26 protein-coding genes are annotated in these 23,775 nt (G+C 56.8%); 8 read left to right on the forward strand and 18 right to left on the reverse strand.

From position 1 onward, the window contains the following. Nucleotides 1–5: 5 nt before the first annotated feature. The 10 genes from ACR0DG_RS17505 to urtA form a co-directional block, all read right to left on the reverse strand. Complete coding sequence (locus tag ACR0DG_RS17505; protein ID WP_480699618.1) at nucleotides 6–644, reverse strand: TadE/TadG family type IV pilus assembly protein; 639 nt, start codon at nucleotides 642–644, stop codon at nucleotides 6–8. Next, on the reverse strand, nucleotides 641–1,147 hold the full coding sequence (locus ACR0DG_RS17510) for a TadE/TadG family type IV pilus assembly protein (RefSeq protein ID WP_480699620.1): 507 nt from the start codon (nucleotides 1,145–1,147) through the stop codon (nucleotides 641–643). Before ACR0DG_RS17510 ends, ACR0DG_RS17505 begins: the two co-directional genes overlap by 4 nt. Beyond that, nucleotides 1,144–2,697 (reverse strand): pilus assembly protein TadG-related protein, encoded by a 1,554-nt coding sequence (locus ACR0DG_RS17515; RefSeq protein WP_480699622.1) that lies wholly within the window; start codon nucleotides 2,695–2,697, stop codon nucleotides 1,144–1,146. Before ACR0DG_RS17515 ends, ACR0DG_RS17510 begins: the two co-directional genes overlap by 4 nt. 28 nt (nucleotides 2,698–2,725) lie before the next feature. Next, nucleotides 2,726–3,580, reverse strand: coding sequence for a Flp pilus assembly protein CpaB (gene cpaB / locus ACR0DG_RS17520; protein WP_480699624.1), 855 nt, complete (start codon nucleotides 3,578–3,580; stop codon nucleotides 2,726–2,728). 192 nt (nucleotides 3,581–3,772) lie between these two features. Beyond that, the gene (locus tag ACR0DG_RS17525; RefSeq protein WP_480699626.1) at nucleotides 3,773–3,967 is read right to left on the reverse strand and encodes a Flp family type IVb pilin; all 195 of its coding nucleotides are present in this window, start codon (nucleotides 3,965–3,967) and stop codon (nucleotides 3,773–3,775) included. A gap of 390 nt (nucleotides 3,968–4,357) precedes the next feature. Then, on the reverse strand, nucleotides 4,358–5,053 hold the full coding sequence (urtE, locus tag ACR0DG_RS17530; RefSeq protein ID WP_480699628.1) for an urea ABC transporter ATP-binding subunit UrtE: 696 nt from the start codon (nucleotides 5,051–5,053) through the stop codon (nucleotides 4,358–4,360). Nucleotides 5,054–5,056: 3 nt separating this feature from the next. Further along, the gene (gene urtD, locus ACR0DG_RS17535; RefSeq protein WP_480699630.1) at nucleotides 5,057–5,797 is read right to left on the reverse strand and encodes an urea ABC transporter ATP-binding protein UrtD; all 741 of its coding nucleotides are present in this window, start codon (nucleotides 5,795–5,797) and stop codon (nucleotides 5,057–5,059) included. Beyond that, nucleotides 5,794–7,023, reverse strand: a complete 1,230-nt coding sequence (urtC, locus tag ACR0DG_RS17540; RefSeq protein ID WP_480699632.1) for an urea ABC transporter permease subunit UrtC — start codon at nucleotides 7,021–7,023, stop codon at nucleotides 5,794–5,796. Before urtC ends, urtD begins: the two co-directional genes overlap by 4 nt. A 3-nt stretch (nucleotides 7,024–7,026) precedes the next feature. Further along, entirely contained in the window at nucleotides 7,027–8,979 is a 1,953-nt protein-coding gene (gene urtB, locus ACR0DG_RS17545) for an urea ABC transporter permease subunit UrtB (RefSeq protein WP_480699634.1), read from the reverse strand. A gap of 61 nt (nucleotides 8,980–9,040) precedes the next feature. Further along, on the reverse strand, nucleotides 9,041–10,321 hold the full coding sequence (gene urtA, locus ACR0DG_RS17550; RefSeq protein WP_480699636.1) for an urea ABC transporter substrate-binding protein: 1,281 nt from the start codon (nucleotides 10,319–10,321) through the stop codon (nucleotides 9,041–9,043). A 339-nt stretch (nucleotides 10,322–10,660) separates the two neighbouring features. Here urtA and ACR0DG_RS17555 point away from each other — a divergent pair, with 339 nt between their 5' ends. The 8 genes from ACR0DG_RS17555 (at nucleotide 10,661) to ureG (ending at nucleotide 16,202) form a co-directional block, all read left to right on the forward strand. Continuing rightward, nucleotides 10,661–11,539 (forward strand): urease accessory protein UreD, encoded by an 879-nt coding sequence (locus ACR0DG_RS17555; protein ID WP_480707248.1) that lies wholly within the window; start codon nucleotides 10,661–10,663, stop codon nucleotides 11,537–11,539. 1 nt (nucleotide 11,540) lies between these two features. Further along, nucleotides 11,541–11,843: an urease subunit gamma gene (locus ACR0DG_RS17560; RefSeq protein WP_170655068.1), complete on the forward strand. Its 303-nt coding sequence runs from the start codon at nucleotides 11,541–11,543 to the stop codon at nucleotides 11,841–11,843. Between the two features lie 15 nt (nucleotides 11,844–11,858). Continuing rightward, nucleotides 11,859–12,020 (forward strand): peptidase M23, encoded by a 162-nt coding sequence (locus ACR0DG_RS17565; RefSeq protein WP_480699640.1) that lies wholly within the window; start codon nucleotides 11,859–11,861, stop codon nucleotides 12,018–12,020. Continuing rightward, nucleotides 12,017–12,322, forward strand: coding sequence for an urease subunit beta (locus tag ACR0DG_RS17570; RefSeq protein WP_480699642.1), 306 nt, complete (start codon nucleotides 12,017–12,019; stop codon nucleotides 12,320–12,322). Before ACR0DG_RS17565 ends, ACR0DG_RS17570 begins: the two co-directional genes overlap by 4 nt. Further along, on the forward strand, nucleotides 12,322–14,082 hold the full coding sequence (ureC, locus tag ACR0DG_RS17575; RefSeq protein WP_480699644.1) for an urease subunit alpha: 1,761 nt from the start codon (nucleotides 12,322–12,324) through the stop codon (nucleotides 14,080–14,082). The genes ACR0DG_RS17570 and ureC overlap by 1 nt, the downstream gene beginning before the upstream one ends. 374 nt (nucleotides 14,083–14,456) lie before the next feature. After that, nucleotides 14,457–14,909, forward strand: a complete 453-nt coding sequence (locus tag ACR0DG_RS17580; protein ID WP_480699646.1) for an urease accessory protein UreE — start codon at nucleotides 14,457–14,459, stop codon at nucleotides 14,907–14,909. Next, on the forward strand, nucleotides 14,893–15,546 hold the full coding sequence (locus ACR0DG_RS17585) for an urease accessory protein UreF (protein WP_480707250.1): 654 nt from the start codon (nucleotides 14,893–14,895) through the stop codon (nucleotides 15,544–15,546). The genes ACR0DG_RS17580 and ACR0DG_RS17585 overlap by 17 nt, the downstream gene beginning before the upstream one ends. Continuing rightward, nucleotides 15,543–16,202: an urease accessory protein UreG gene (gene ureG / locus ACR0DG_RS17590; RefSeq protein WP_480699648.1), complete on the forward strand. Its 660-nt coding sequence runs from the start codon at nucleotides 15,543–15,545 to the stop codon at nucleotides 16,200–16,202. Before ACR0DG_RS17585 ends, ureG begins: the two co-directional genes overlap by 4 nt. Before the next feature lie 53 nt (nucleotides 16,203–16,255). On the opposite strand, the gene ACR0DG_RS17595 is transcribed toward ureG, so the two are convergent. From ACR0DG_RS17595 to ACR0DG_RS17630, 8 genes are all read right to left on the reverse strand, one after another. Beyond that, a complete protein-coding gene (locus ACR0DG_RS17595; RefSeq protein ID WP_480699650.1) occupies nucleotides 16,256–18,040 on the reverse strand; it encodes a SulP family inorganic anion transporter in 1,785 nt (594 codons plus the stop codon). A gap of 64 nt (nucleotides 18,041–18,104) precedes the next feature. Beyond that, complete coding sequence (locus ACR0DG_RS17600; RefSeq protein WP_480699652.1) at nucleotides 18,105–19,784, reverse strand: bifunctional protein tyrosine phosphatase family protein/NAD(P)/FAD-dependent oxidoreductase; 1,680 nt, start codon at nucleotides 19,782–19,784, stop codon at nucleotides 18,105–18,107. Nucleotides 19,785–19,805: 21 nt separating this feature from the next. Continuing rightward, nucleotides 19,806–20,690, reverse strand: coding sequence for an MBL fold metallo-hydrolase (locus tag ACR0DG_RS17605; RefSeq protein ID WP_480699654.1), 885 nt, complete (start codon nucleotides 20,688–20,690; stop codon nucleotides 19,806–19,808). Nucleotides 20,691–20,712: 22 nt separating this feature from the next. Next, on the reverse strand, nucleotides 20,713–21,150 hold the full coding sequence (locus tag ACR0DG_RS17610; RefSeq protein WP_480699656.1) for a DUF6691 family protein: 438 nt from the start codon (nucleotides 21,148–21,150) through the stop codon (nucleotides 20,713–20,715). 3 nt (nucleotides 21,151–21,153) lie between these two features. After that, the gene (locus ACR0DG_RS17615; RefSeq protein WP_480699658.1) at nucleotides 21,154–21,588 is read right to left on the reverse strand and encodes a YeeE/YedE family protein; all 435 of its coding nucleotides are present in this window, start codon (nucleotides 21,586–21,588) and stop codon (nucleotides 21,154–21,156) included. Further along, nucleotides 21,585–21,797: a YgaP family membrane protein gene (locus tag ACR0DG_RS17620; RefSeq protein WP_480699660.1), complete on the reverse strand. Its 213-nt coding sequence runs from the start codon at nucleotides 21,795–21,797 to the stop codon at nucleotides 21,585–21,587. Before ACR0DG_RS17620 ends, ACR0DG_RS17615 begins: the two co-directional genes overlap by 4 nt. Before the next feature lie 101 nt (nucleotides 21,798–21,898). Then, nucleotides 21,899–22,573 (reverse strand): Crp/Fnr family transcriptional regulator, encoded by a 675-nt coding sequence (locus tag ACR0DG_RS17625; protein WP_480699662.1) that lies wholly within the window; start codon nucleotides 22,571–22,573, stop codon nucleotides 21,899–21,901. Nucleotides 22,574–22,687: 114 nt separating this feature from the next. Next, entirely contained in the window at nucleotides 22,688–23,461 is a 774-nt protein-coding gene (locus ACR0DG_RS17630; RefSeq protein ID WP_480699664.1) for a FadR/GntR family transcriptional regulator, read from the reverse strand. Nucleotides 23,462–23,775 lie beyond the last annotated feature (314 nt).

Genomic DNA, 23,775 nt, shown 5'->3' on the forward strand with positions numbered 1-23,775 from the left:
TCTCCTTACTCTGCTGCCCCGATGCCCAAGTCTTCGGCAGGTACCGAAGTGCTCATCGCGGGAAGGGAAATGCTGTTTGGGGTATTGGAAGTGACCGCCGGGCTGCTGGACGCAAGCGCAGCCAAACCAGCCAGCGGCATTACGAAATCAAAATTGACGTTGATAAGTTCGGCCGTAACAACCGGGGTGTAAGGTCCGCCCAGGAAACCAAGGCGCGAGTCATGTGTATAAGCAAACTGTACGTTGGCAGGCGTTGTACCTGGCGGCAAAAGCGCCTCGATCTCATCCCAGATACGCTCTCCATAAGCTGTGTTGATGTCTAGCGTACACGGCGCAGGCAATGTCGGCGTTGCGCAGATACCGCCCGTGCGGCACAGGGTGCCAAATCTTGTGTCACCCGGCGCGCCGTTGACAAGCTCGTGCGTGGCAGGCAGCGCCCCACATTGTGCAGGACCGACAGTTGCCAAGCGTGCAGCTTTCTGCATCGCCTTCTGCGCCGTCGTTGTCGACCAATACAGGCGGCCGTAGTCCACGATGCCGAACATCAACAACAGGAACATTGGGATAACCAGGCCAAGCTCGACCAGTGCGGCACCACGTTCCTGTCTGCGGAACGCGCGGAGTATATGTGTTAAGCGTTTCATATGCCAAACACCCTGCTTTGATCCGAAATTTCCATGTTCAGCGGGCCCAATGCATCACCAAACAAGCCAAACACGTTGCCAAACAGAAAATCGACCCGAACCTGTGCCGTAACTTCAACGACCGAGGCCGGATTGACCCTGTAGTCACCATCGCGGCGCACGCAAGTTGGAGTCACGTCTACGATTGACGTTCCGACGGGCATGATCGATGTACCACCCAATTGATTGGTAACGATCTCAGTTGCCGTCGTTTCAAAACTCCCGCCCAGTATGACCGGGCCTGTCGCTGTGGCGCACAAGTCGATCGGTGCGGTGCGAGCAATCATACGCGATGCATCGCGAACTCCAGCAGCTGCGGCCTGATGGGCCCAGGTTATACGACTGCCTTCAATGATTACCGCGATAAACAATATCAACAGCGGCAGGACCATCGCGAACTCGACCATCGGCGCGCCAGATTCGCAGCGCTTCAGACGTAGAATTTGAGCAACAAGACGTTTCACCGGTACAACCTCACTACATCACGGAAAATACCGTCATCATCATTACCACCCAGTCCGCCACCGCCGACTTGTTCAACAACTTCGAGAAAGATGTCGAAATCGGTGCCCGAGTCGCTATCCAAAGGTTGGATCAAGAAGCCTTTTATGTATTCTTCCACCGGGACATCTTCAGCGCGGCCTTGTACGTTGTTTGCTGCACAATCGATAGCCGCCAGGATGAACGTCCGACGATCAGGGTCTGTAGAGGCCGGCGTATTACACTGCGGTATTCCGCTCTCGGCGCGATCGGGTGACAGAATTGGTCCTCCGGCGGCCTGAGCGATTTCTTCCAAATACAGTTGGTAGCGCGTCGTGTTCGCCGGCAAATTCCGAATGGCGTCTGCTGCCAAGCTTGTGTTGACGGTCAAATCATCATTTGGTCCATTGCCATAGTTAAAGTCTTCATAGCGGGCCCGACCAGTGGACCAATCACCGTCACCGAACCGACCATCTCCGCCTGGGAAACTGCAGGAATCTGTTGCGAAACAATCATCCGGTTGTAGCGGAAGAGTATTTGTCGAGATTTCCGGCTGACCGCTGATACAGCTATTCCCACCACCGTTGCCGTTGCCGTTACCGTTACCGTTACCGTTACCACTCGGTTGAACAAACCCAGAGATTACGTTTGGTCCAGGTGCATAGGCAGGGTCGTTTCTAAAGCTATTCAAAGTCGCTTCGAAATAGTCAAACCTGGAGTTGTAGATCGCACCGGCAATACCCTGACGCTGTCCAGGCTCGGTGTCGACGCCACGTTGAGCAACGCAACCCCCGATGTTTCCCTCTGCCGCAATCAGACAAATATAAAGGCTTGAGCCATTCAAACCGGCGCACGGACCCAGTGGGTTGATGCCAAAGTCTTCAGGGTCAAGAAAGCCAAAGTTGCCGGGACCCCAAGGCGCGTTTGCCTGGCCAGTCCGCAGCTTGATTGCGGTTCCAATATTGGCGTTCGCCGTCCAACCCGGAGGGATGCAGAACATCAGTGGCGTTACATCACAGGCGTAGGACGTAAAACCGGCAATCGCCTGAGCGCTCACTTCCGAGTCACGAGGGGTCGCACCCAATAGAGTGGCCAGTGCCCTCGTAAACGGCAGGAAAACTGTGCGCGGAGTCGCTGTAACTTCGACAAGAACGGCGTCTCTGGGATTGGTAGTCACAAAGCTAGTTACCGAAGCCTCATCACGCGCATCGTCCGGAAGATTTGTCAAAAACCTCAGAGAAAAATCTGCCGCAGAATTTAGCGTCTGACTGCCTTCCGCGAAAAGCTGTTCGTCCTCGATCATCGCAGCTGCAGCAGCCTCGGCTCGGGTAATGGCGTCACCATTTCCGTCCAATTCACCCGCCGCAGCCAAGGCAACGTGATCTGCGTAGGACTGCAAATCCGTCTGGGTCGAGACGACACGGCCAAGATCAAAAGTCAGGGCGATGAAGCCGAAGATAAACACCAGGCTCATGCCGACGAAAACCAGAATTGCGCCACTTTCGTCGTTCCTGAACTTTTTAACCGTACGCATCTCAAACCCTCCGGAACACTCGTTAAACTTAGTTCACTGTGCTGGACGTATCCGTTACAGGAACCTCTTCCTCTTCATCCGCGGTGATCGCTACTTTCTGTTCCTGGACATCGGTAATCCCGCGACGAACCGTAACAACAGGTTGCACTGTTTCTTCGTCAGTCGGCGATTTTTCCAGCAGAATGTCGCTGAGACGTACAGCCTCGAGCGGTTTATCTTCCTCGCCTTGCAAGGACCGCAGCGAAAGGCTCAGTTGTCCCGCCTTTTGCGCCAGCGCTAGCCGCTGACCTTGATCAGGCGTTACCTCTACGGTGACAGTACGCGCGACACCGGGTTGATCCAGTTCTTCATCCGCCGTTTGGTCAACGCCAATGATACGGATGTTTTGCAAAATCGTGATAGCTCGCAGTTGATCGTTTTGACCACGCGTCAAAACGACATCAACATAATCGCCTGGCGTTACAAAGCCACCAACACCCGTCTGAGCGTTAACGCTGATCGCCATCGCCCGATTGTTTTCTCCAATCGTCTGAACGATTGTAACTTTCTCGCCAAATTCCGAGACTTTCGAAGCCAATAGAATTTCGCCCTGCGCCATTGCACGTTTAGCACGACGAGGTTCCCCACCAGTTTCGGGCAGCACAGACTCAAAACTTGTGAATACGCCCGCTGGAACCGAGTCCACCGGCCATTCGATCGTGGTCAACTTGTGACCTTCGATCGGTGTGCCAAACGCGATATCTTCCGCCACCGCCACAACTCGGACGATCGACGCATCAGCAGCTGCTTCTTGCTCTCTTTGCAATTGATCTTGGGCGATTAGGACGGCGCCGCCGGCCAAACCGACACCCAGGAATGTCATTAGAAAAGACTTTACACGCATTGTGCCCTCCAAACTCCGAAGTCGGTTCAGGCCATCAGACTGGGGCGAGATGCTGTTTATAACTTCACAAGTCGACTGATGAACTGAGAAAAACCATCTAAATCTTGGTGGGATGCCCCGCCCAAAAAAGGCGGGATATCAGATTTTTTTGTCTTCTTCGATCTGTTACAAATCGAAGAGCCCAACTTCGTCTTAGCCCGACGCCGCAGAGCGCTGAGCCGCATTGTCCGCATCTTCAAAGTTCGAGCTAGTTGTGTCGGCCAGGTTGGTCAGAACGCTGCCGCCAACGACAATCGCAACAAACAGCGCAATGCCGTATTCAACCAAGGTTGCACCGCGCTCGTCGTCACGCAGCTTCAGGAAAATCGAGCGAATTGAATTCTTCATAATTTGTACTCCAGACTGTTTTACCAAGTGCGAAATCTCCGCACACACACGAGGTACACATCCCCGTTAATAAAATTGATACCAATCGGTGTTCATCTAAACCTCCCCCCAAACGAAAAGGTTTTCCCGTATAACGGGAATTTTCTTTCGAATTGGGCAGATTTGTGGCCGGAGTTTGGTGGAAATCAATCAAATACACCGAGATTCCCCGGAATCAGGGTGTGGTCGAATCGTATTTAAGGAGTTTTCACAGATTTAAGGTGGCGAACCTCATATGCTGCGTAAGTTCACGGAAGTAACGCGTCGCGTGATCGTATTGAGCTGAGGAACACAAAAGCCCACCGTATTCGGCGGGCCTTAGTTCACATACTACATCAACAAAATTAGGCGTCAGACCGTGACGCCCTGTAGCACCTGATCGCGTGACAGCTCTTGTCGGGTGCCTTCCATCAAAATCTCGCCCCGTCTGAGGACGACGAACCTGTCTGCCAGGTCGTAGGCAAAATCAAAATACTGCTCGACCAGAACGATCGCCATCTCACCTTTGGTTCTGAGGTGGCGAATAACGTCTCCGATCTGCTGTATGATATTAGGCTGTATTCCTTCGGTGGGTTCGTCCAGCAACAACAAGCTCGGCTTGGTGATCAATGCCCGGGCGATGGCCAATTGCTGCTGCTGCCCCCCGGACAGGTCTCCGCCCCTGCGGTTTTGCATTTGGTTGAGAACCGGGAACAGGTCGAAAATCTCGTCTGGGATAAAGTGCTGATCTGATGGAAGGCACGCGAACCCAGTCTCCAGGTTCTCGCGCACTGTCAAAAGCGGAAAGATCTCTCTTCCCTGCGGAACATAAGCGACACCTTTCCAGGCCATTCGATGGGCGGGAAGTGCTGGCAGGGTTTCACCATTCAGCTCAATCGATCCGCCCGAACGCGGATGCGTCCCTGAGATCGCTTTGATCAGGCTTGTCTTGCCAACGCCGTTTGTGCCCATGACACAGGTCACTTCACCCACTGCGGCCTCCATCGAAATGCCGTATAGGATTTGCGAGTGACCATAGTGCAAAGTCAGATCATTCAGTTTCAGCATCGCTCAACGCCCCAGATAGACGTCGATGACGTCCTGATTTGATGTGACATGGTCCAATGAGCCCTCTGCCAGAACTGAGCCTTCGTGCAAGACTGTGACCTTGCAATTCAGGCGGCGGACGAATTCCATATCATGCTCCACCACAACCACGGCACGGGTTTTGGCAGCCTGCACCAGCAGATCAGTGGTGTGTTCCCGTTCCTGCGGGGTCATCCCGGCGGCAGGTTCATCAACCAGCAACAATCGCGGTTCTTGCGCCAGTAACATCCCAATCTCGAGCCATTGCTTCTGACCATGGCTGAGTTCACCAGATTTGCGGCTCAATTCATCCTTGAGGCCGATCTCGGCAGCCAATTCTTCAACCTTCTCCAGATCGGCCGAAGACGGACGGTAGAACAGGACACCCAGCCAGCCGCGCTTGTTCTTCAACGCCATCAGCAGGTTTTCCTGGACGGTCTGATCCTCGAACACGGTGGGTTTCTGGAATTTCCGCCCGATCCCCGCCTGCGCGATCTTGGCCTCGCTCATACGCAGAAGGGAGACAGATTTCTCGCCCCAGATCACCCTACCCTCATCAGGCCGGGTTTTGCCGGTGACGATATCCATGAAGGTCGTCTTGCCTGCCCCGTTCGGTCCAATCACGGCACGTAGCTCTGCATTGCCGATCTGGAAAGACAGGTTGTTAATCGCACGGAAGCCGTCGAAGGTGACCGAAACGCCGCTGACCTCTAGCAGAGTACTCATTCCGTGGCCTCCTTTTCGCGCAATGCGCTGTCATCAGGCCCGAGGGCCGCGCCGTGGCGCTGTGGCGCGCGGCGGTTGGTCCAAAGGTCGAACAACCCGCCGATACCCTTGGGGGCGAACAGCGTCACCAGCACGAAGGACACGCCCAGCAGCACCTGCCACCAGTCGACCCATTTGATCGTGTAGAAGCCCAGCGGAATGTCCGGGGCCTGTCCGCCGGTGAACCATGTGCTGAGCAAACTCACAAACGCCGCGCCGATCACCGCGCCATACAGGCGGCCGCGCCCGCCTATGGCGACCCAGACGGCCAGATAGATCGAGGCGATCGGGGCCATTTCCTCGGGGTTGATGATACCCGCTTGCGGGTAATAGAGCGCGCCCGCGATTGCCGCGATGCAGGCGGTCAGGGTGAAGACGGCCAGCTTGTAAACCTCGACCGAGTAGCCAAGGAATCGCACCCGTGCCTCGTTATCGCGGATGCCACGGATGACCGAGCCGAATTTGCCCGACACGACCCACGCGGCCAGCATATACCCCAGGCCTAGGGCCAGTGCCGAGGCCCAGAGGAACCACATCGACACCACATCCTGCGAGGCGGTGACGCCGGGCAGGTTCTGCAGGCCAGACAGGCCATTGTTGCCGCGCAAGCCGCTGTCGTTCTGGAACAGGTACAGGGCCAGCGCCAATGTCATCGCCTGTGTCAGGATCGACAGGTAGACGCCGGTGACACGGCTGCGGAAGGCCAGCCATCCGAAGATCAGCGCCAAAAGGCCCGGCACCAGCACGACCAGCGCCAGTTGCAGAAACAGACTGTCCGAGAAAGCCCAGATCAGCGGGAACTCAGACGAACCAACCACGCCGAAGATTTGCGTGCCGATGGCGTCTACGACCTCGGCTGAGGTTGGCGGGATGTCGGCCTGCGAAAGCGACTCGACCACGATCAGGCGAGTGCGCTCATACATCAGCCACATGCCGATCATGTAGCCGCCAAGCCCGAAGAACGCAAAATGGCCCAGTGAGAGGATGCCGGTGAAGCCCCAGACCAGATCCATTGCCACGGCAATCAGGCACAGGCACAGGGTCTTGCCCAGCGTCTTGACAAAACTGGTCGAGATCACGCCGATCCCGAACCCTTCGGACAGGACGGTTACGCCGAGGGTGAACAGGGACAGGATGGCCAGAAAGACCAGCACGGAAGGGTTCTTGGCGACAAAGCTGCGTTCCATGGCTCAATCCCCCGCCGCGCGGCCTTTGAGGGCGATAATGCCCCTTGGCCGGAACTGGATGAAAATTATGATGAAGATGATCATGTAGGTCTGCGCTGCAAGGGTATTCGACGGGTTCATCCACTCGATCCCCTTTTGCAGGAAGCCGATCATGCCTGCGCCCGCCAGCGCGCCCCAGATGTTGCCGACGCCGCCAACGACCACGGTCATGAAACTTTGCACGATATAGTCGCTGCCCAGATCCGAGGTGACCTTGGCGAACAGGCCAATCGCAACCCCGGCGATTCCTGCGATGCCGGATCCCAGCCCGAAGGTCAGCATATTCACCCGTCCCGGATTGATCCCCATTGACCCGGCCATACGCGGGTTTTGCGTCACCGCACGCATTTCAAGCCCCAGCCGGGTGCGCTTCATGATATAAAGAAACAGTCCCAGAAAGATCATCGCCAGAACGAAGATCGCGATGCGGATATAGCTGATCGAGACCACATCGTTCAGCACCCATGCCCCGTCCAGCCAGCCGGGCGCAGTCAGCGGCCGGGCCTGCGTGCCAAAGATGTTCTTGGCCAGCTGCTGCAGCGCAATCGAGATACCAAACGTCGCAAGAAGCGTCTCCAGCGGGCGAGAATAAAGCCAACGGATCACCAACCGCTCCATCGCGACGCCCATGGCGAAAGTGACGGCAAAGGCCATCGGGATGGCGACGATGATCGACAGCGTATGGTCGGGGATAAACTGCTGCACCACATAGCCGGTATAGGCGCCCATCATGATGAACTCGCCATGGGCCATGTTGATCACGCCCATCACGCCGAAGGTGATGGCAAGACCGATAGCGGCGAGGAAATAGATCGAGGCCAGAGAAATCGCGTCCAGCGTCAGATCGAGGGTCTGGTTCAGACCGACCTTCAACTCAATCTGTTCCAGTGCCTGTACCGCGGCGGCGGTCACTTCGGGTGAAGGTTCCGTATAGGTGTCAAAGAACACATGTTCAGCCAGTGCCGCGTCTATGTCGGCCTCAGTCACCAAGGCGGGAACGATCCCGGCCTCGGCCAAGGCTGCATAGGCCCGAGCGCGCGTGTCATCCATATTCAGTTGGGCAACCGGAACGTCACCAACGCGGCCACCGTCGATGTTGGCCGCAAGAGCTGCCCGGATATCATCTGGTGAAATGCGCGGAGGTGCCAGATCGCTGGTCACCAGCAAGTCATACGCCTCATCGCGCGATAATTCACTGCCGCCCGGCTCCAAAACGGCGGCTATATTCGCATCAGACGGCAATTCCGACGCTGCCTGTCGTGTCGTGACGATCAAGGGGTTCAACGCCCCACGGACGTCGACACCCAGATCGTCGGACATTTGCTCAATCGCGGCCACGCGCACGGCGGTATCCTCGTCATACCCAATCGTCAGTAACCGTTCGAGCCGCTGTTTCTGAGCCTTCAGATCAGCGTCGGGTTCATCGTCAATTGAGGCGCGCAAAGGGTTCAAAAGAACACCTTCGGGATCGCGTGCTATAGATTCAAGTGCGGCCAGTCGTTTTGCGCGGTCCGGATCAGTCAGCTGGAACTGCACCAACGCCGTTCCGATCAACGCGCGGATGCCGCTGTTGGGTTTCAACTGTTTCAGGTCGGATTTCTCGAACGTGCCGACAACCTCTCCGGTGTCGAAATCGGTCAGCTCATACGACCGCCCCTCACCCTTTTTCCCGGCAAAGAACAGACCATCCGACTTGCGCATCCACATGTCTTTGGCGGCCCATGTCTCAAGCATCACTTGCGCTTGCGGCAACCCGCTGGACGCAATCGCATCGATCGCTGGCCCGATCGTCTTGCGCGAGCTTTTGGCGATGATCTCCTGATGCTCTTGCAGGATCGGTTGCAGACCGGCCTCTTGCGCGTTGGCAGTCAGGCAGGCGCATAGAATTGCGAGGCCCGCAAGGAAAAGTCGTAACATGTGGTGAAACCCGAGGTGTCTTTAGGGCAAGGCGGGCGATAACACCCGCCTTGCGTAAGGTTTAGTAGTTCGACAGGGTCTGAACGCAGGTCTCGGTCTCGGTGTTGTACATACCGCAGCCCAGTTCTTTCCAATCCGACTTCAGAACCGCCGATTCCGGCAGGAAGTCGGTCCAGGCATCGCCCGGTACAACGTCGGTTTCGCTGATGATGTCGAACTGACCGTCTTCCTGAATCTCACCGATCAGAACCGGTTTGGCCAGGTGGTGGTTCGGCAGCATGACAGCAGTACCACCGGTCAGGTTCGGGAATTCCTGGCCGTACATGGCAGCGCGTACATCATCAACTTCGGTCGAGCCCGCAGCAGTGGCCGCGTTCACCCACATGTTGAAGCCGATATAGTGGGCTTCCATTGGGTCGTTGGTCACGCGATCTTCGCCCATGGTGGCTTTCCATGTTTCGACGAATTCTGCGTTGGCATCGGTATCGGCAGACTGGAAGTAGTTCCACGCCGCCAGGTGGCCCACAAGGTTGGTGGTATCCAGACCAGACAGTTCCTCTTCACCGACCGAAAACGCAACAACAGGAATGTCATCAGCCGATACGCCCGCAGCGGCCAGTTCTTTATAGAAGCCGATATTGGCGTCACCGTTGATGGTCGAGATTACGCCGACTTTTTTACCATCCGCACCCAAGGCGACCACGTCCGCCACGATCTTGGACCAGTCAGAATGACCGAAGGGTGTGTAGTTTACAAAGATATCCTCTTCCGCGATTCCTTTACCCTTCAGGTAGCTTTCGAGAATGTTGTTGGTGGTGCGGGGATAGACATAGTCTGTACCCAGCAGGGCAAACTTTTCAACGCCCAGTTCGTCCAGGAAGTAATCGGTCGCAGGAATTGCCTGCTGGTTCGGTGCGGCACCGGTGTAGAAAACGTTCTTGGACGACTCTTCGCCCTCATACTGAACCGGGTAGAACAGCAGGCCGTTCAGCTCTTCGATGACCGGCAGAACCGACTTACGGCTAACGGAGGTCCAGTTTCCAAAGATCACATCCACTTCGTGCACGGTCAGCAGCTCACGCGCTTTTTCCGCAAACAGCGGCCAGTCGGATGCGGGGTCGACCACAACGGCTTCCAACTGTTTACCCAGCAGTCCGCCTTTGGCGTTTTGCTGGTCGATCAGCATCAGCATCGTGTCTTTCAACGTGGTTTCCGAAATCGCCATGGTGCCCGACAGCGAGTGCAGCACACCGACCTTGATGGTATCTTCTGCCGACAGCGCAGCAGTGGCCATTGCAGCAAATACAACCGATCCGGCGAGCGTGGATTTGAGAGATTTCATGTAGTCCTCCTGGGCGGGGCCGGGAGAGAGGGCTTGCGCTTGTGCGCACTCTTCTTCTACCTGATCCCCGCAACTGTTGTTGCGATCCGTGTGGCGGTTGTGTTCGAGGTCCAATTCGCGCAGCCGTCACACACCCCCGGTAGTTGTTTGCCCGGCAGGCCCCATACGCATTCTGCAACGCGGCAAAATAGGCAAACTGGCGGGCGAAAGATTTGATCACGCTCGCCCCGTTTGCACAATTTTTAACCTAAATGCCGGATGTGTGATTAAAAATTAATCCAACAGGGCTGCTCGGCGCACAAAAGCGACAGGACACAATAGAGTTTCGACATCGCAGCGGTGAAAAAAGCGCCAGACGAAAAACACCCGAAGGCTGCCGCGATTACACACCAATCCCCGATAACGCCCGTGACGCAGGCAACACCGCCTCGTGCCGAAGGACGAATTACGCTGAGTACCAAGCCGCTGGGTAAGCGCAGCGTCATTGAAGGCTTTCGCCAGTCCGGATCATATAAGTGCCTGTTCCCTCACGGCGCGGACACACATCTGGATGCGGTGCTGCTGAATACGGCCGGGGGTGTGACCGGCGGCGATCGTTTCCTGTTTTCAGGCAAGGCGGCCTCGGGCACTACGATGACGCTGACCACGCAGGCGTGCGAGCGCGCCTATAAAGCCCAACCGGGGCAAACGGGTCGGATAAGGAACACGGTGACGGTTGAACCAAATGCACGCGTTAACTGGTTGCCGCAAGAAACGATACTTTTTAACGGCAGCGCCTTAGATCGGCGCCTGATCATCAACCTTGCGCCACAGGCTTCGGCGTTGATGGTAGAGCCTTTGGTATTTGGCCGCCCTGCTATGGGCGAGGTCCTGACAGATATTCACCTGCAAGACAGGATCGAGATTCGGCGCTCGGACACGCCGATCTTCATTGATGCCTTGTCTTTCGAAGGCGATTTGAACGCGCATTTGTCACGACCCACGATTGCTAATGGCGCAGGGGCGATGGCGCTGGTCGTCTTCACCTCGCCAACAGCCGAAGGGCAGTTGGATCCGATCCGTGAACTGTTGCCGACAACAGGCGGCGCAAGCCTGCTGCATGACGACCTGCTGGTTATCCGCTTGCTGGCAGATGACAGCTTTACCCTTCGCCGCACTTTGATGCCGATCCTTCGGCGGCTGAACAACGATACCCTCCCACGATGCTGGATGCTCTGACATGAATTTGACGCCCCGAGAAAAAGACAAACTGCTGGTCGCCATGGCCGCCGAGGTCGCCCGTAAACGGCTGGCCCGAGGCGTCAGGCTAAACCACCCCGAGGCAATCGCCCTGATCACCGACGCCGTGGTCGAAGGCGCCCGCGACGGGCGGTCCGTCGCCGACATGATGCAGGCCGGAGCCGAAGTGATCACTCGCGATCAATGCATGGAGGGTGTGCCCGAGATGATCCACGAGGTTCAGGTCGAAGCCACCTTTCCCGATGGCACCAAGCTGGTGACCGTTCACAACCCCATTCGCTGACAAAAGGAACCAAAAATGACCCGTATGCTTTTCCCCGCCCTGATCCTTGCAGGCCCCGCCGCAGCGCATAATGACACACATGTTCACGCGCATGGATCAGACTATGCCACGTTGGGTGTTGGTCTTGCCGTCGTTGCGCTGGCTGCTTTGGCACTGATGGTGAAGCTGAACAAATGATCCCCGGAGAGCTCTTCCCGGCGGACGGTGAAATCACCCTGAACGCCGATGCCGAGGCGATCACCCTTATGGTCGCCAATACCGGAGACCGCCCGGTTCAGGTCGGCTCGCACTATCACTTTGCGGAAACCAATCCGGCGCTGGATTTCGACCGCGCCGCTGCGCATGGCCTGCGTCTTGACATCGCGCCGGGCACTGCAGTGCGGTTTGAGCCGGGACAAAAACGCGAAGTCACACTGATCCCCATTGGCGGCGGACGCCAGATCTACGGGTTCAATCAAAAGGTAATGGGGGCGCTCTGATGCCAGCAACGATAAAACGGTCCGATTACGCAGCGATGTTCGGCCCCACCACTGGTGACAAGCTGCGTCTGGCTGATACCGATCTGGTGATTGAGGTTGAACGCGATTTGTCCGCCGAGCGCGCGGGCGCAGCCGCGACCGGCGGAACCGGAGACAATGCTCTTTTATATGGTGAAGAGGTCAAGTTCGGCGGCGGCAAGGTGATCCGCGACGGGATGGGGCAGTCTCAGGTTACACGCGCCGCGGGGGCCGTGGATACCGTCATCACCAACGCGCTGATCGTTGATCACTCGGGTATCTACAAGGCGGATGTGGGCCTGAAAGACGGGCGTATTGCCAAGATCGGTAAGGCCGGAAACCCCGACACGCAACCCGGCGTCGACATCATCATCGGCCCCGGCACTGAGGCTATCGCAGGCGAAGGACGCATCCTGACCGCAGGCGGTTTCGACAGCCACATTCACTTCATCTGCCCACAACAGATCGAGGATGCGCTGCATTCCGGGCTGACCACCATGCTGGGCGGCGGCACCGGCCCCGCGCATGGCACCTTGGCGACCACCTGCACACCCGGCCCCTGGCATATCGGGCGGATGTTGCAGGCGGCAGATGCATTTCCGATGAACCTTGCGTTTGCCGGAAAGGGCAACGCCTCGCTGCCCGCCGCGCTGGAGGAGCAGGTCAAAGCCGGGGCCTGCGCCCTGAAGTTGCACGAAGATTGGGGCACGACCCCTGCCGCCATCGACTGCTGCCTATCAGTCGCGGATGCGATGGACGTGCAGGTGATGATCCACACCGACACGCTGAACGAGTCCGGTTTCGTAGAAAACACCGTGGCAGCCATGAAGGGCCGCACGATCCACGCATTCCATACCGAGGGCGCAGGCGGCGGTCACGCCCCGGATATCATCAAGATCTGTGGTGAGAACCACGTTCTGCCCTCGTCCACCAATCCGACGCGACCTTTCACCGTAAACACGGTCGAAGAGCATCTGGACATGCTGATGGTGTGTCATCACCTCGACAAATCCATCCCCGAAGACGTGGCCTTTGCCGAAAGCCGCATCCGGCGTGAGACCATCGCGGCCGAAGACATCCTGCATGACATGGGGGCGTTTTCGATCATCGCCTCGGATAGTCAGGCCATGGGTCGAGTCGGAGAGGTTCTGATCCGCACATGGCAGACCGCCGATAAGATGAAGAAGCAACGCGGTCGACTGCCAGAAGAAACAGGCGACAACGACAACCTGCGTGTGCGCCGCTATATCGCCAAGTACACGATCAACCCTGCCATCGCGCATGGCCTGAGCCGTGAGATCGGCAGTATCGAAGAAGGCAAACGCGCCGACCTTGTTCTGTGGAACCCAGCCTTCTTCGGTGTAAAGCCCGAGATGGTTCTGCTGGGCGGCACAATTGCCTGCGCTCAGATGGGCGATCCCAATGCTTCAATCCCGACGCCGCAGCCGGTCTATAGCCGCCCGATGTTCGGGGCCTACGGGCGCTCGGTCGAAAATTCGGCCATCACCTTTGTTTCCGCAGCGGCCCAAGCAGATGGGATCGGCGACAGCCTGGGTCTGGCGAAACAGACAGTCGCCGTGCAGAACACGCGCAATATCGGCAAGCGCGATCTGCTGCTGAACGATGCCACACCCGAGGTCGAGGTTGATCCCGAAACCTATGAAGTGCGCGCAGACGGAGAGTTATTGACCTGCCAGCCTGCCGAGGTTCTGCCGATGGCACAGCGCTATTTTATGTTCTGACCAAAAAAGGTGCCGCGCTGCAACAAAGGCAGCGCGGTCATGAGCGAAGACACACTAGTTAATGAGGCCAGCATGATATTTACTAAAAACCATGAGAGGACCAGCGTCTCAGAGGGTCCACATGGCACATTCTGCGACAACACCACAGGCGGGTCCTTCGTTAGCCGCACTGATCGCATGGCTCGGCTGGTCAGTCATTTGCGCACTCAATTGAATAGCCGAAGCACAATCGAAGGTTCAGAAAGTCGGCAACCTATAATCGCTAGGCAACGAGGAACCGGGCAAACGCTGCCTCACACAAGATTGGATCGTAAACGGCGTTTTCGCGAACTCAGTCTGGCTCCGACCGGGTCCGCCGCAGGGGGGCTATACTGATGAATGCCCTGCTGTGTACGGCCCGCCAGTATCACGATCACACCCATGGTGAACCTGCCGACCTCTTATCGCTGACCTATGAGGATCGCTTTCTGCGGCGCAAGGTCCTGACATGCGAAAGCGGTGAGCAAATTCTGATCGACCTTTCGAAGACAACCTCACTGGACCATGGTGGCGCGCTGATCCTTGATGACGGTCGGGAAGTTGGAATACAGGCCGCGCCGGAAGCGCTGCTTGAGATTACTGCGCCCGACCTAACCCGCATCGCGTGGCATGTAGGCAACCGACATACACCCTGTCAGGTAGGGTCGGACCGGCTGCTGATACAGGTCGACCATGTCATCCGTGACATGCTTTTGAAACTCGGCGCGACAGTGCGCGAAGTGCGCGAGCCCTTTACGCCCGAAGGTGGTGCCTATGGTCATGGCAGGACGCATGGTCACGCCCACTGACGCCGATATCCTGACGCTGACGCAGTGGCTGTCGCCTGCCTATCCGGTTGGCGGCTTCGCCTATTCTCATGGGCTGGAATGGTCTATCGAGTCCGGCCGCGTGCGCAATGTAAAAGATACAGGCGATTGGATTTCAGACGTCCTGACGCACGGCACAGGCCGAAACGACTGCATCTTTCTGATTGCCGCATACAACGCGGACTCACCCCAAGACTTGTGTGATGTTGACCAACGCGCGCGTGCGTTTTGCGCCTCGGCTGAACGGCTGCTTGAGACCCGCCTGTTGGGCGAGGCCTTTGGCAACGTAACGGCCGGGATTTGGGAACTGGACGTGCAATCCTTGACCTATCCAGTGGCCTTGGGACACGCTGCGAAACTACAGAACCTACCCCTGGCGTTGACCGCGCAGATGTATCTTCAGGCATTCATGTCCAACCTCGTCGCTTGCGCAACGCGTCTTGTGCCTCTGGGCCAAACCGAAGGACAGCGTATGATCCGCGACCTGACGCCTCTTTGCCAGCAAATCGCGAGCGATGCTTTGGACGCCGATCCCGATGATCTTGGATCGACCGCCTTTCTTTCCGACATCGCGTCGATGAAACACGAAACTCAATATTCAAGGATGTTCCGAACATGAGCAGCATGAACGGCCCTCTGCGCGTGGGCATCGGTGGCCCTGTTGGCGCGGGCAAAACCACTTTGACCGCCGCCCTGTCCGAAGCTTTGCGCGACAAACTATCGATCGGTGTCATCACCAATGACATCTACACGCGCGAAGACGCCGAAGCCCTGATGCGCATGCAGATTCTTCCGCAAGATCGCATTATTGGCGTCGAAACGGGGGGATGTCCTCACACAGCAATCCGCGAGGACGCCTCGATCAATCTGGCCGCGGTTGCTGAGATGCAATCCCGCCACCCCGAGATTGATGTCGTGCTGATCGAAAGCGGCGGCGACAATCTGTCTGCCACTTTCAGCCCGGAATTGGCGGATGTGACCTTGTACGTGATCGACGTGGCAGCGGGCGAGGAAATACCCCGTAAAGGTGGCCCAGCGATCACGAAATCGGACATCCTGATCATCAACAAAACAGACCTCGCGCCATATGTCGGAGCGTCGCTTGAAGTCATGGATCGCGATGCAACGCGAATGCGCAATGGCCGACCGTTCGTCTTTACATCTTTGAAAAGCAGGAACGGCGTCGATGAGATCGTCGATCTATTGGCGAAAATCGGCGGCCTGTCTTTTTCATCAGAGGCCGAGGACGCAGCTCGCATAGCACAAGACGCTTAGGGTGTCGCAGTCATGCGAGCCGCCGCAGGTTGGGCTGCGCCACTTTGTGGGGGTTATACAACTTCTTGCCCTTTAGCTGATATCCTTGTTTTCTGATCGTGTGACGGTCGGCAGCGAAGTGCATTACCGCCCATCAGGCTTTGCCAAGCGTCAAATTGTGACAAGTAGACGTTTCCATTCAGCTGCTCCAGAAAGTGCGAGCGCTTCAGCCTGTCCATAACTGGGCCTTTGACCTCGGAAAGGTGCAAACCGACCCCCATATCAATCAGCCGCCGGTTTACGGCTTCAAGGCTTTCGAGGGCAGAAAAATCCACCTCATTCACGGCAGAGCACATTAGTACGACGTTCTGCACTCCGCCTCCGTCGGTGACTCTTTTTTGGATCAGATCTTCAAGAAAACGCGCATTTACAAAGTACAGGCTTTCATCGACGCGCAACGTGACAAGCGACGGATCCGTTTCCACTTGATGTCGAAGAATGTTTCTAAAATGCTGCGTTCCGCTCACAAGACCCACTTCGGCAACATGTGGGCGCGACGTCTTGTACAGGTGCAAAAGAACTGAAATCGCCACGCCCGAGGCAACCCCCACTTCGACCCCCAACCCAAGCGTCAGAAGGATTGTTGCGGCAACAGCGGTAAAATCTGCCCGCGAATAGCCCCAGGTCTTTTTCAGGATCGACAAATCTACAAGGCTAAGGACAGCGACAATGATCGTTGCCGCAAGTGTCGCCTTGGGCAGAAAGTAGACCAATGGCGTCAGCGCTACTGCCGCAATCGCAAGTCCGACCGCCGTAAAAGCCCCCGCAGCCGGTGTCTCGGCCCCGGCGTCATAGTTTACGACCGATCTGGAGAACCCGCCTGTTACGGGATATCCACCCGTGAAGGCCGCACCCAGATTTGCGGCACCCAGCCCAATCAGCTCCTGATCGGGGTCGATACGCTGCCGTTTCTTGGCAGCCAGCGTCTGGGCAACCGAGACGCTTTCGACAAAACCGATGATGGAAATCAGGATGGCGGGAACTGCAAGTGCCTGCAGCAACTCAACCGAAAAACCCGGCGCGGTAAGCGGAGGCAGGCTTTGCGGCACCGAACCGACGATCTGCACGCCATGATCCGCAAGGCCGAACCACCAGACGCAAGTGGTCGTCGCAACGACGGCTGCGACTGGTCCAGCTTTGGTCAGGATGTCGGCTGCAATCGGAGCAAGGCCCAGAGCATTCAGAAATGGCCTCAGGTGTTTACGGGCCCAAAACAGAAATCCAGTCGCTGCGATACCAATTGCAACCGTAATCCAGTTGGTTTCGGGCAGATGCTGTGCAAGTGATCCCAACATTTCAGGCAAAGTGTGCCCGTGCGCAGAAACACCCAGGATATGTTTAAGCTGACTGGTCGCGATCAGAAGGCCAGAGGCCGTGATAAACCCGGCAATCACCGGGTGGCTTAGGAAATTGGCCAGAAAGCCCAACCTCAACACACCCATCAGAACAAGAAACGCCCCAGACAGAAAAGCCAGTGTCAGGGCCGCCACCGCGTAGCCGACCGTACCCTGTTCTGCCACCTGCCCGATGGCAGTCGCTGTTAACAAGGATACAACGGCGACCGGGCCGACCGCCAGCGCCCGGCTAGAGCCGAAGATCGAATAGAGTATGATTGGCACAATCGACGCGTAGATCCCGGCCTCGGGCGGCAACCCCGCCAATAGCGCATACGCCAGTGATTGTGGGATCAGCATGATGGTCACGATCAACGCCGCGACAAGATCGTTTGAAAAAGCACCGCGCGTATAGGTGCGGCCCCAGTCCAAAACCGGGACATACCGGCGAAGTCGTTCGTTCATATGCCTCTTCCAGTGATCCAAGCGGGCCGTGCCGACAGCACGGCCCGCATTGGCAGGTATTCCATTATTCGGGTGCGACCTTCAGTTTTTCGGGCCGCGCCATCCACTCTTTGCCGCGTAGCATGGCCTTCCAGTAGATCGGCGGCAGTAAGCTTTCCTTAAGGAACCACGCCATGCGACTGGGCTTGGTGCCGTCAATAACGAAACGGGGAAAGCTTGGCTTCAGCGCGCCGCCATAGCCGAATTCAGCCAAAACGATTTTGCCGCGTTCAACCGTCAATGGGCATGACCCATAGCCGTCATATTGCGCCACTGCCGACCGTCCCGCGATATCCGCCACGATGTTATCGGCAACCGTTGGGGCCTGTTTTCGCGCAGCCGCAGCCGTTTTGGCGTTGGGCGCATTCATCACATCCCCAAGCGACCAGACGTTTTCGTAACTCTTGTGGCGCAGCGTTGCCTGATCCACGTCGATCCAACCGGCAGCATCCGCAAGTGGCGAAACCCGCACGAAATCCGGTGCCGTCTGGGGCGGACACACATGGATCATGTCGAACTCGACTTCGACCGTTGTGGGATCGCTTTCCGGCTTGGCCACTTGGAAAACGGCCGTTTTGGCCGGACCGTCTATGGACACCAGATTGTGGAAGTAGTTCAGGGTTGCGTCGTATTTCTCGATATATTCCTGCAGAGCGGGAACATAGTCCTTAACCCCGAACAACACGCCGCCCGCATTCATGAACTGAATGTCGATATCTTTCAGGACACCCCGCCGGAACCAAGAGTCGCCAGACAGGTACATCGCTTTTTGCGGGGCGCCTGCGCATTTGATCGGCATCGGAGGTTGCGTAAAGACAGCACGACCCTTGCGCATCTGCTGAACCAATTGCCAAGTATATGGCGCAAGGTCATAGCGGTAATTGGACGTCACCCCGTTCCGGCCCAGCGTTTCTTCCAGCCCCTCAACTTTGCCCCAATCCAGTTTAAGGCCCGGGCAGACGACCAAACGGTCATACTTGACGACCCGGCACCCATCCAACACGACCGCATTGTTCTTGGGCTCAAACGCGGCAACCGCGGCCTTGATCCAATGTACGCCCTTGGGGATCAGGCTTCCCATGGTCTTTGCCGTGGTCTGCGCGTCAAAGATACCGCCGCCAACCATTGTCCAGCCGGGCTGATAATAATGGATATCCGCGGGGTCGATCACCGCAACGTCCAGATCGGGCTGACGTGACTTAAGGCTGGCTGCAACCGAAATGCCGCCTGCCCCCGCACCAACAATCACCACCTGAAAATGCGCATCCCCGGAATCGGTCGGTGTCTTGCCGCCATTTGCAATCCGCCGGGCAACACCGTTCATGTCGTACCCGGCCTCTTTGGTGGCCATAAGGATCTTAGACATGGGGCGTTTGGGTGCCTCGTGAAACGACCAAAGCGTGGCCGACCGCGTCCCAGTGCGGCAATAGGCCAGGACCGGGCGCTGCACCTCTTCCAGCGCATCGGCAAAGGCTTTGACGTCCTGATCCTTTACCAGACCGGCCTTAACCGGCACGTACCGCGCCTCGATCCCGGCTGCCTCAGCCGCGGCAGCGATTTCCTTGAACGAAGGTTGATCGGCGCCCTCTCCGTCAGGGCGGTTGCAGATGATGGCGCGATATCCGTGCGCCGCGATTTCCTTAACGTCATCAATCGCAATCTGCGGGCTGACGGCGAATTTGTTTGTAATTGCACGAAGTTCCATGAGTCTCCTCCCTATTGCTGCTCAAAGACCGTTCACCGGCACTTTCAACATCGGGTTTCCGTCAGGGTCCTTCGGCACCTCTCCGGCGCGCATGTTTACCTGCAGTGAAGGAATGATGAGGTTGGGCATCGACAGCGTCGCATCGCGTTCCGTGCGGAACTTAACAAAGTCTTCCTTGGACTTGCCGCCGCCGACATGAATGTTGGTTGCCTTTTCCTCGGCAACGCTGGTTTCCCATGCGATCTCGCGCCCATTGGGCCCATAGTCATGGCACATGAACAAACGGGTTTGGTCGGGCAGCGATAGCACCTTTTGGATCGAGTCGTACAAGACCCCGGCATCCCCGCCCGGAAAGTCGGCGCGCGCCGAGCCACCATCCGGCATGAACAGCGTATCCCCGACAAAGGCCGCATCGCCCATGACATGCACCATACATGCAGGGGTATGCCCCGGCGTGTACATTGCAAAGGCCCGCATATTTCCGACCATGTAGGTGTCGCCGTCTTCGAACAACGCATCGAATTGCGACCCGTCGCGCTGAAACTCGGTCCCTTCGTTAAAGACCTTGCCGAACGTGTCCTGTACAACTGTTATCTTTGAACCGACACCGATTTTACCACCCAGCTTCTGCTGAATGTAGGGCGCGGCAGACAGGTGATCTGCGTGGACATGCGTTTCGATGATCCACTCGAGCTTTAGGTCTTTCTCCTGAATGACTCGGATCAATTCGTCGGCATGATCAAAAGTGATGCGTCCGGCTGCGTAGTCGATGTCCATAACACTGTCGACAATTGCGCAGGCGTCTGAGGTTGGGTCTTTGACGATATAGCTGATCGTATTGGTTGCTTCGTCGAAAAACGCGAAAACGTCTGGTTTAACGCTTAGGTCAACGGGATAGGTCGTCATGTCAGTCTCCTCCGAATAGTCATCAGGTATTGGCCCGAATACCGGGCAGTGTTGCGGATTGCAGGGTGCGGGCGATGGCAATACCCGCGATAAGGGCGCCTACGAATGCGAAGACTTCCCATCTGCCAGTGCCCAGCGCCGGCAGTGCACCACCGGGGCAAAAACCTGCGATGCCCCAGCCGATGCCAAACAGGGCCGAACCACCAACAAGTTTCGCGTCGATCTCTTTAGCTGATGGCAGATGGAAGCCCCCTGCCAAGACAGGTGTTTTGCGACCCAGAACCAGCTTGTAGCCGATGAAAGTGGTCACCAAGGCACCGCCCATGACAAAGATCAACGAGGGATCCCAAGCTCCAAAAACGTCAAAGAAATTCAGAACTTTGGCAGGGTTCGACATCCCTGAAATCGAAATGCCGATGCCAAAGATCAGCCCCACCAGATAAGTTGCGACAAGCCTCATTTCCTACCCTCCGATCACGTGACGGGTGATGAACACGGTGAGGAAGGTGAACAGCATGAAGGTGACAGTCGCGACGATCGATCGAACACTCAGCCGCGCCATACCGCACACCCCATGCCCCGAGGTGCACCCCGAGCCAAAGGTCACTCCTATTCCGACGATGACTCCGCCCAGCACAAAGGCCGCTGTTGATTGGGGGACCTGAACGGCGGGCATGTCACCGGAAAGCAGCCAAATCACAACAGGGCCGGTCACCATTCCCGCCAGTAAGGTTGCGCGCCATGCAAAGTCCTGTGCGGACGTTGGTGACACAAGCCCGGCAAGTACGCCCGTCGCGCCCATGACGCGCCCCATCAACAGCATCAGCAGGACAGACGCGATGCCAATCAGTACGCCCCCGCCAAGGGACGCCCACGGGGTGAATACCGTTTCGATCATCCGCAGTTCCGGCAGGTTTTAAGGCCAATCAGACTGTATAGCGGGCAATTGCCCACAAATGCTGTCAGTGTAAAAACAGCGGCTACAATCAGGGCCAGCCAAAACAAAGCGCCAGACCCAAGCAGATTTGCACCCAATGCCGCAAACACCAGAGCAACAGCGATCAGAAGGCGCGCGCTGCGGTCGAATTTTCCCATATTGGTCGTCATGTCTCACTCCATCGAGAATCGATGAAATGAACCTGTCACACCGGTGGCCAAACCTTTGGTGACATGATCACCAAACTCTGGAGATCGCGATTACTTACGGCTCAGACCGTCGCGCCTGCCGAATTCACCATGTGTTCCAGCATACCCCGTTGGGTCAGGCGCACCTCGCCGCGGGATTGCTCCACCCACCCACGGCGCTGGAACTCGGACAACGTGCGCGAGATGACCTCGCGCGCTGTCCCCAGCTCGGTACCCAGAAAGGCGTGGGTCGCGTGAACCGTGCTATCCTGATCCGCCAGTTCCAGCAATCGGGCGGCAAGACGCACATCCATGCGCTGGAAGACGATATCGTCGATCAAGGTGAATAAATCCGTGATCCGCCGCGAATAAGCGGTAAACACAAACTCGCGAAAGACTTTGGACTTGGCGACGAGATTATCAAAGGTCTCGCGGGGGATAGCCACAGCGCGCACATCCGTTTCGGCAATTCCATCGGCCGAGTAATCTTCGAAGGCCAGCATGCATGCCGTTGTCAAAACACAGCTTTCACCGGCGTGAACGCGATACAGAAACACCTCGCGCCCCGTGTCCGACTTTTGCTGAACCCGCACTGTTCCGTCCAGCAGCAACAAAAGGTTGTCCGCCGTCTGACCCGGAGCAAAGACCTGTGTGCCGGCGGGAACCGAGACGATCTGACTGCCTGCCACAAGCTCGTGACGTATGTCCGAAGGCAGCGCCCCCAGGCCTTTGAATTTTTCGATCCAAGACTGATCCATTGCGCCCCGTAATTGTGAAAGAGACATGGCAGCGCCGCTGCCCACGCAGTCATTATATTCCGGTTTTGGAAACCGTTTCTACCGCCTTTGTCTCACAAAGGGTTAATTCGGAACTCAGTCCGACAACAAGCGGCGCTTAGAGGCACGCTGCTCGCGGGCCTGTTGTTCCTGCCCATTTCGAAATGACATTTCGACAAAATCCATATGCACCCGCGCTGCCTGCTCAGCCCGCTCGGGCTCACCATCCAAGATCGCTTGCGCGATTTCCTTATGCTGCGCCAATAATTTGGCACCGGACCCATCCATAGTCCGCAAGTACCTGCGGTTGTAGAAAACACCCTGGCGCGTCAGATCGTAAATCGATGCCATCATATGGATCAGAGTTGTGTTCTGACTGGCGTCCACCACCGCGGCATGCAGTCGGAAATCCGCGTCCTGACTTGCGTCCTGATCATCCTCTTCCCAGGCGCGCTGCAACTCATCCAAAATCTCCAAAAGGCGCGCTTTGTCGGATTGCGTTGCGCGTTCTGCTGCGAGGCGACTGGCAAATGCCTCCTGTTCGCGCCGATACTCAAGGTAATCATAAAAGGCCGCCCCGTGCCGGGCATAAAGCGACAGCAAGGCAGGCGACATGGCGCGCCCGGTCAGCGAGGCTATGAACGTCCCCTCTCCGTGCCGCACCGATACCAGTCCTCGCTGTTCGAGCACCTGCAAAGCCTCACGCAGTTTTGGTCGCGATACGCCCATTGCTTCTGCGAGTTCCCGTTCCGACGGCAGTCTGCGCCCTTCTTTAAGGATGCCATCGACGATCATGCCCTCAATTTGATCGACCACGGCGTCTGCAATTGATTCGTGCCCGACAGGCTCGAACGGGCTGTTTCTGTCCATGTCCTGTCCTTTCCGGGTCCAAACTTGCAAAATCATGGTTGTCTATAAAGTTTACCATTTCAACCGACATTGCAAGTCAGGATACCCAAAAATACGGATAATCGCCGTTCTGATACAGGCTTGTAAAATCAGGATATTTGAAATCTCGTGCGATTTTTGTCCATATTTTCAAGGCTGATCCGCTTCAGTTAAACCCACACACATTGCCCTCATTGGTAAATAAAGTTGTTGACTAAGCGTTATGGTAAAAAATATTTACCTCCGATATCACCGCGTCTGCGGTTCTTTCGGCAACCAGCACCAAGGCTGGTCCG

The sequence above is a fragment of the Ruegeria sp. BG8 genome (assembly GCF_056538325.1).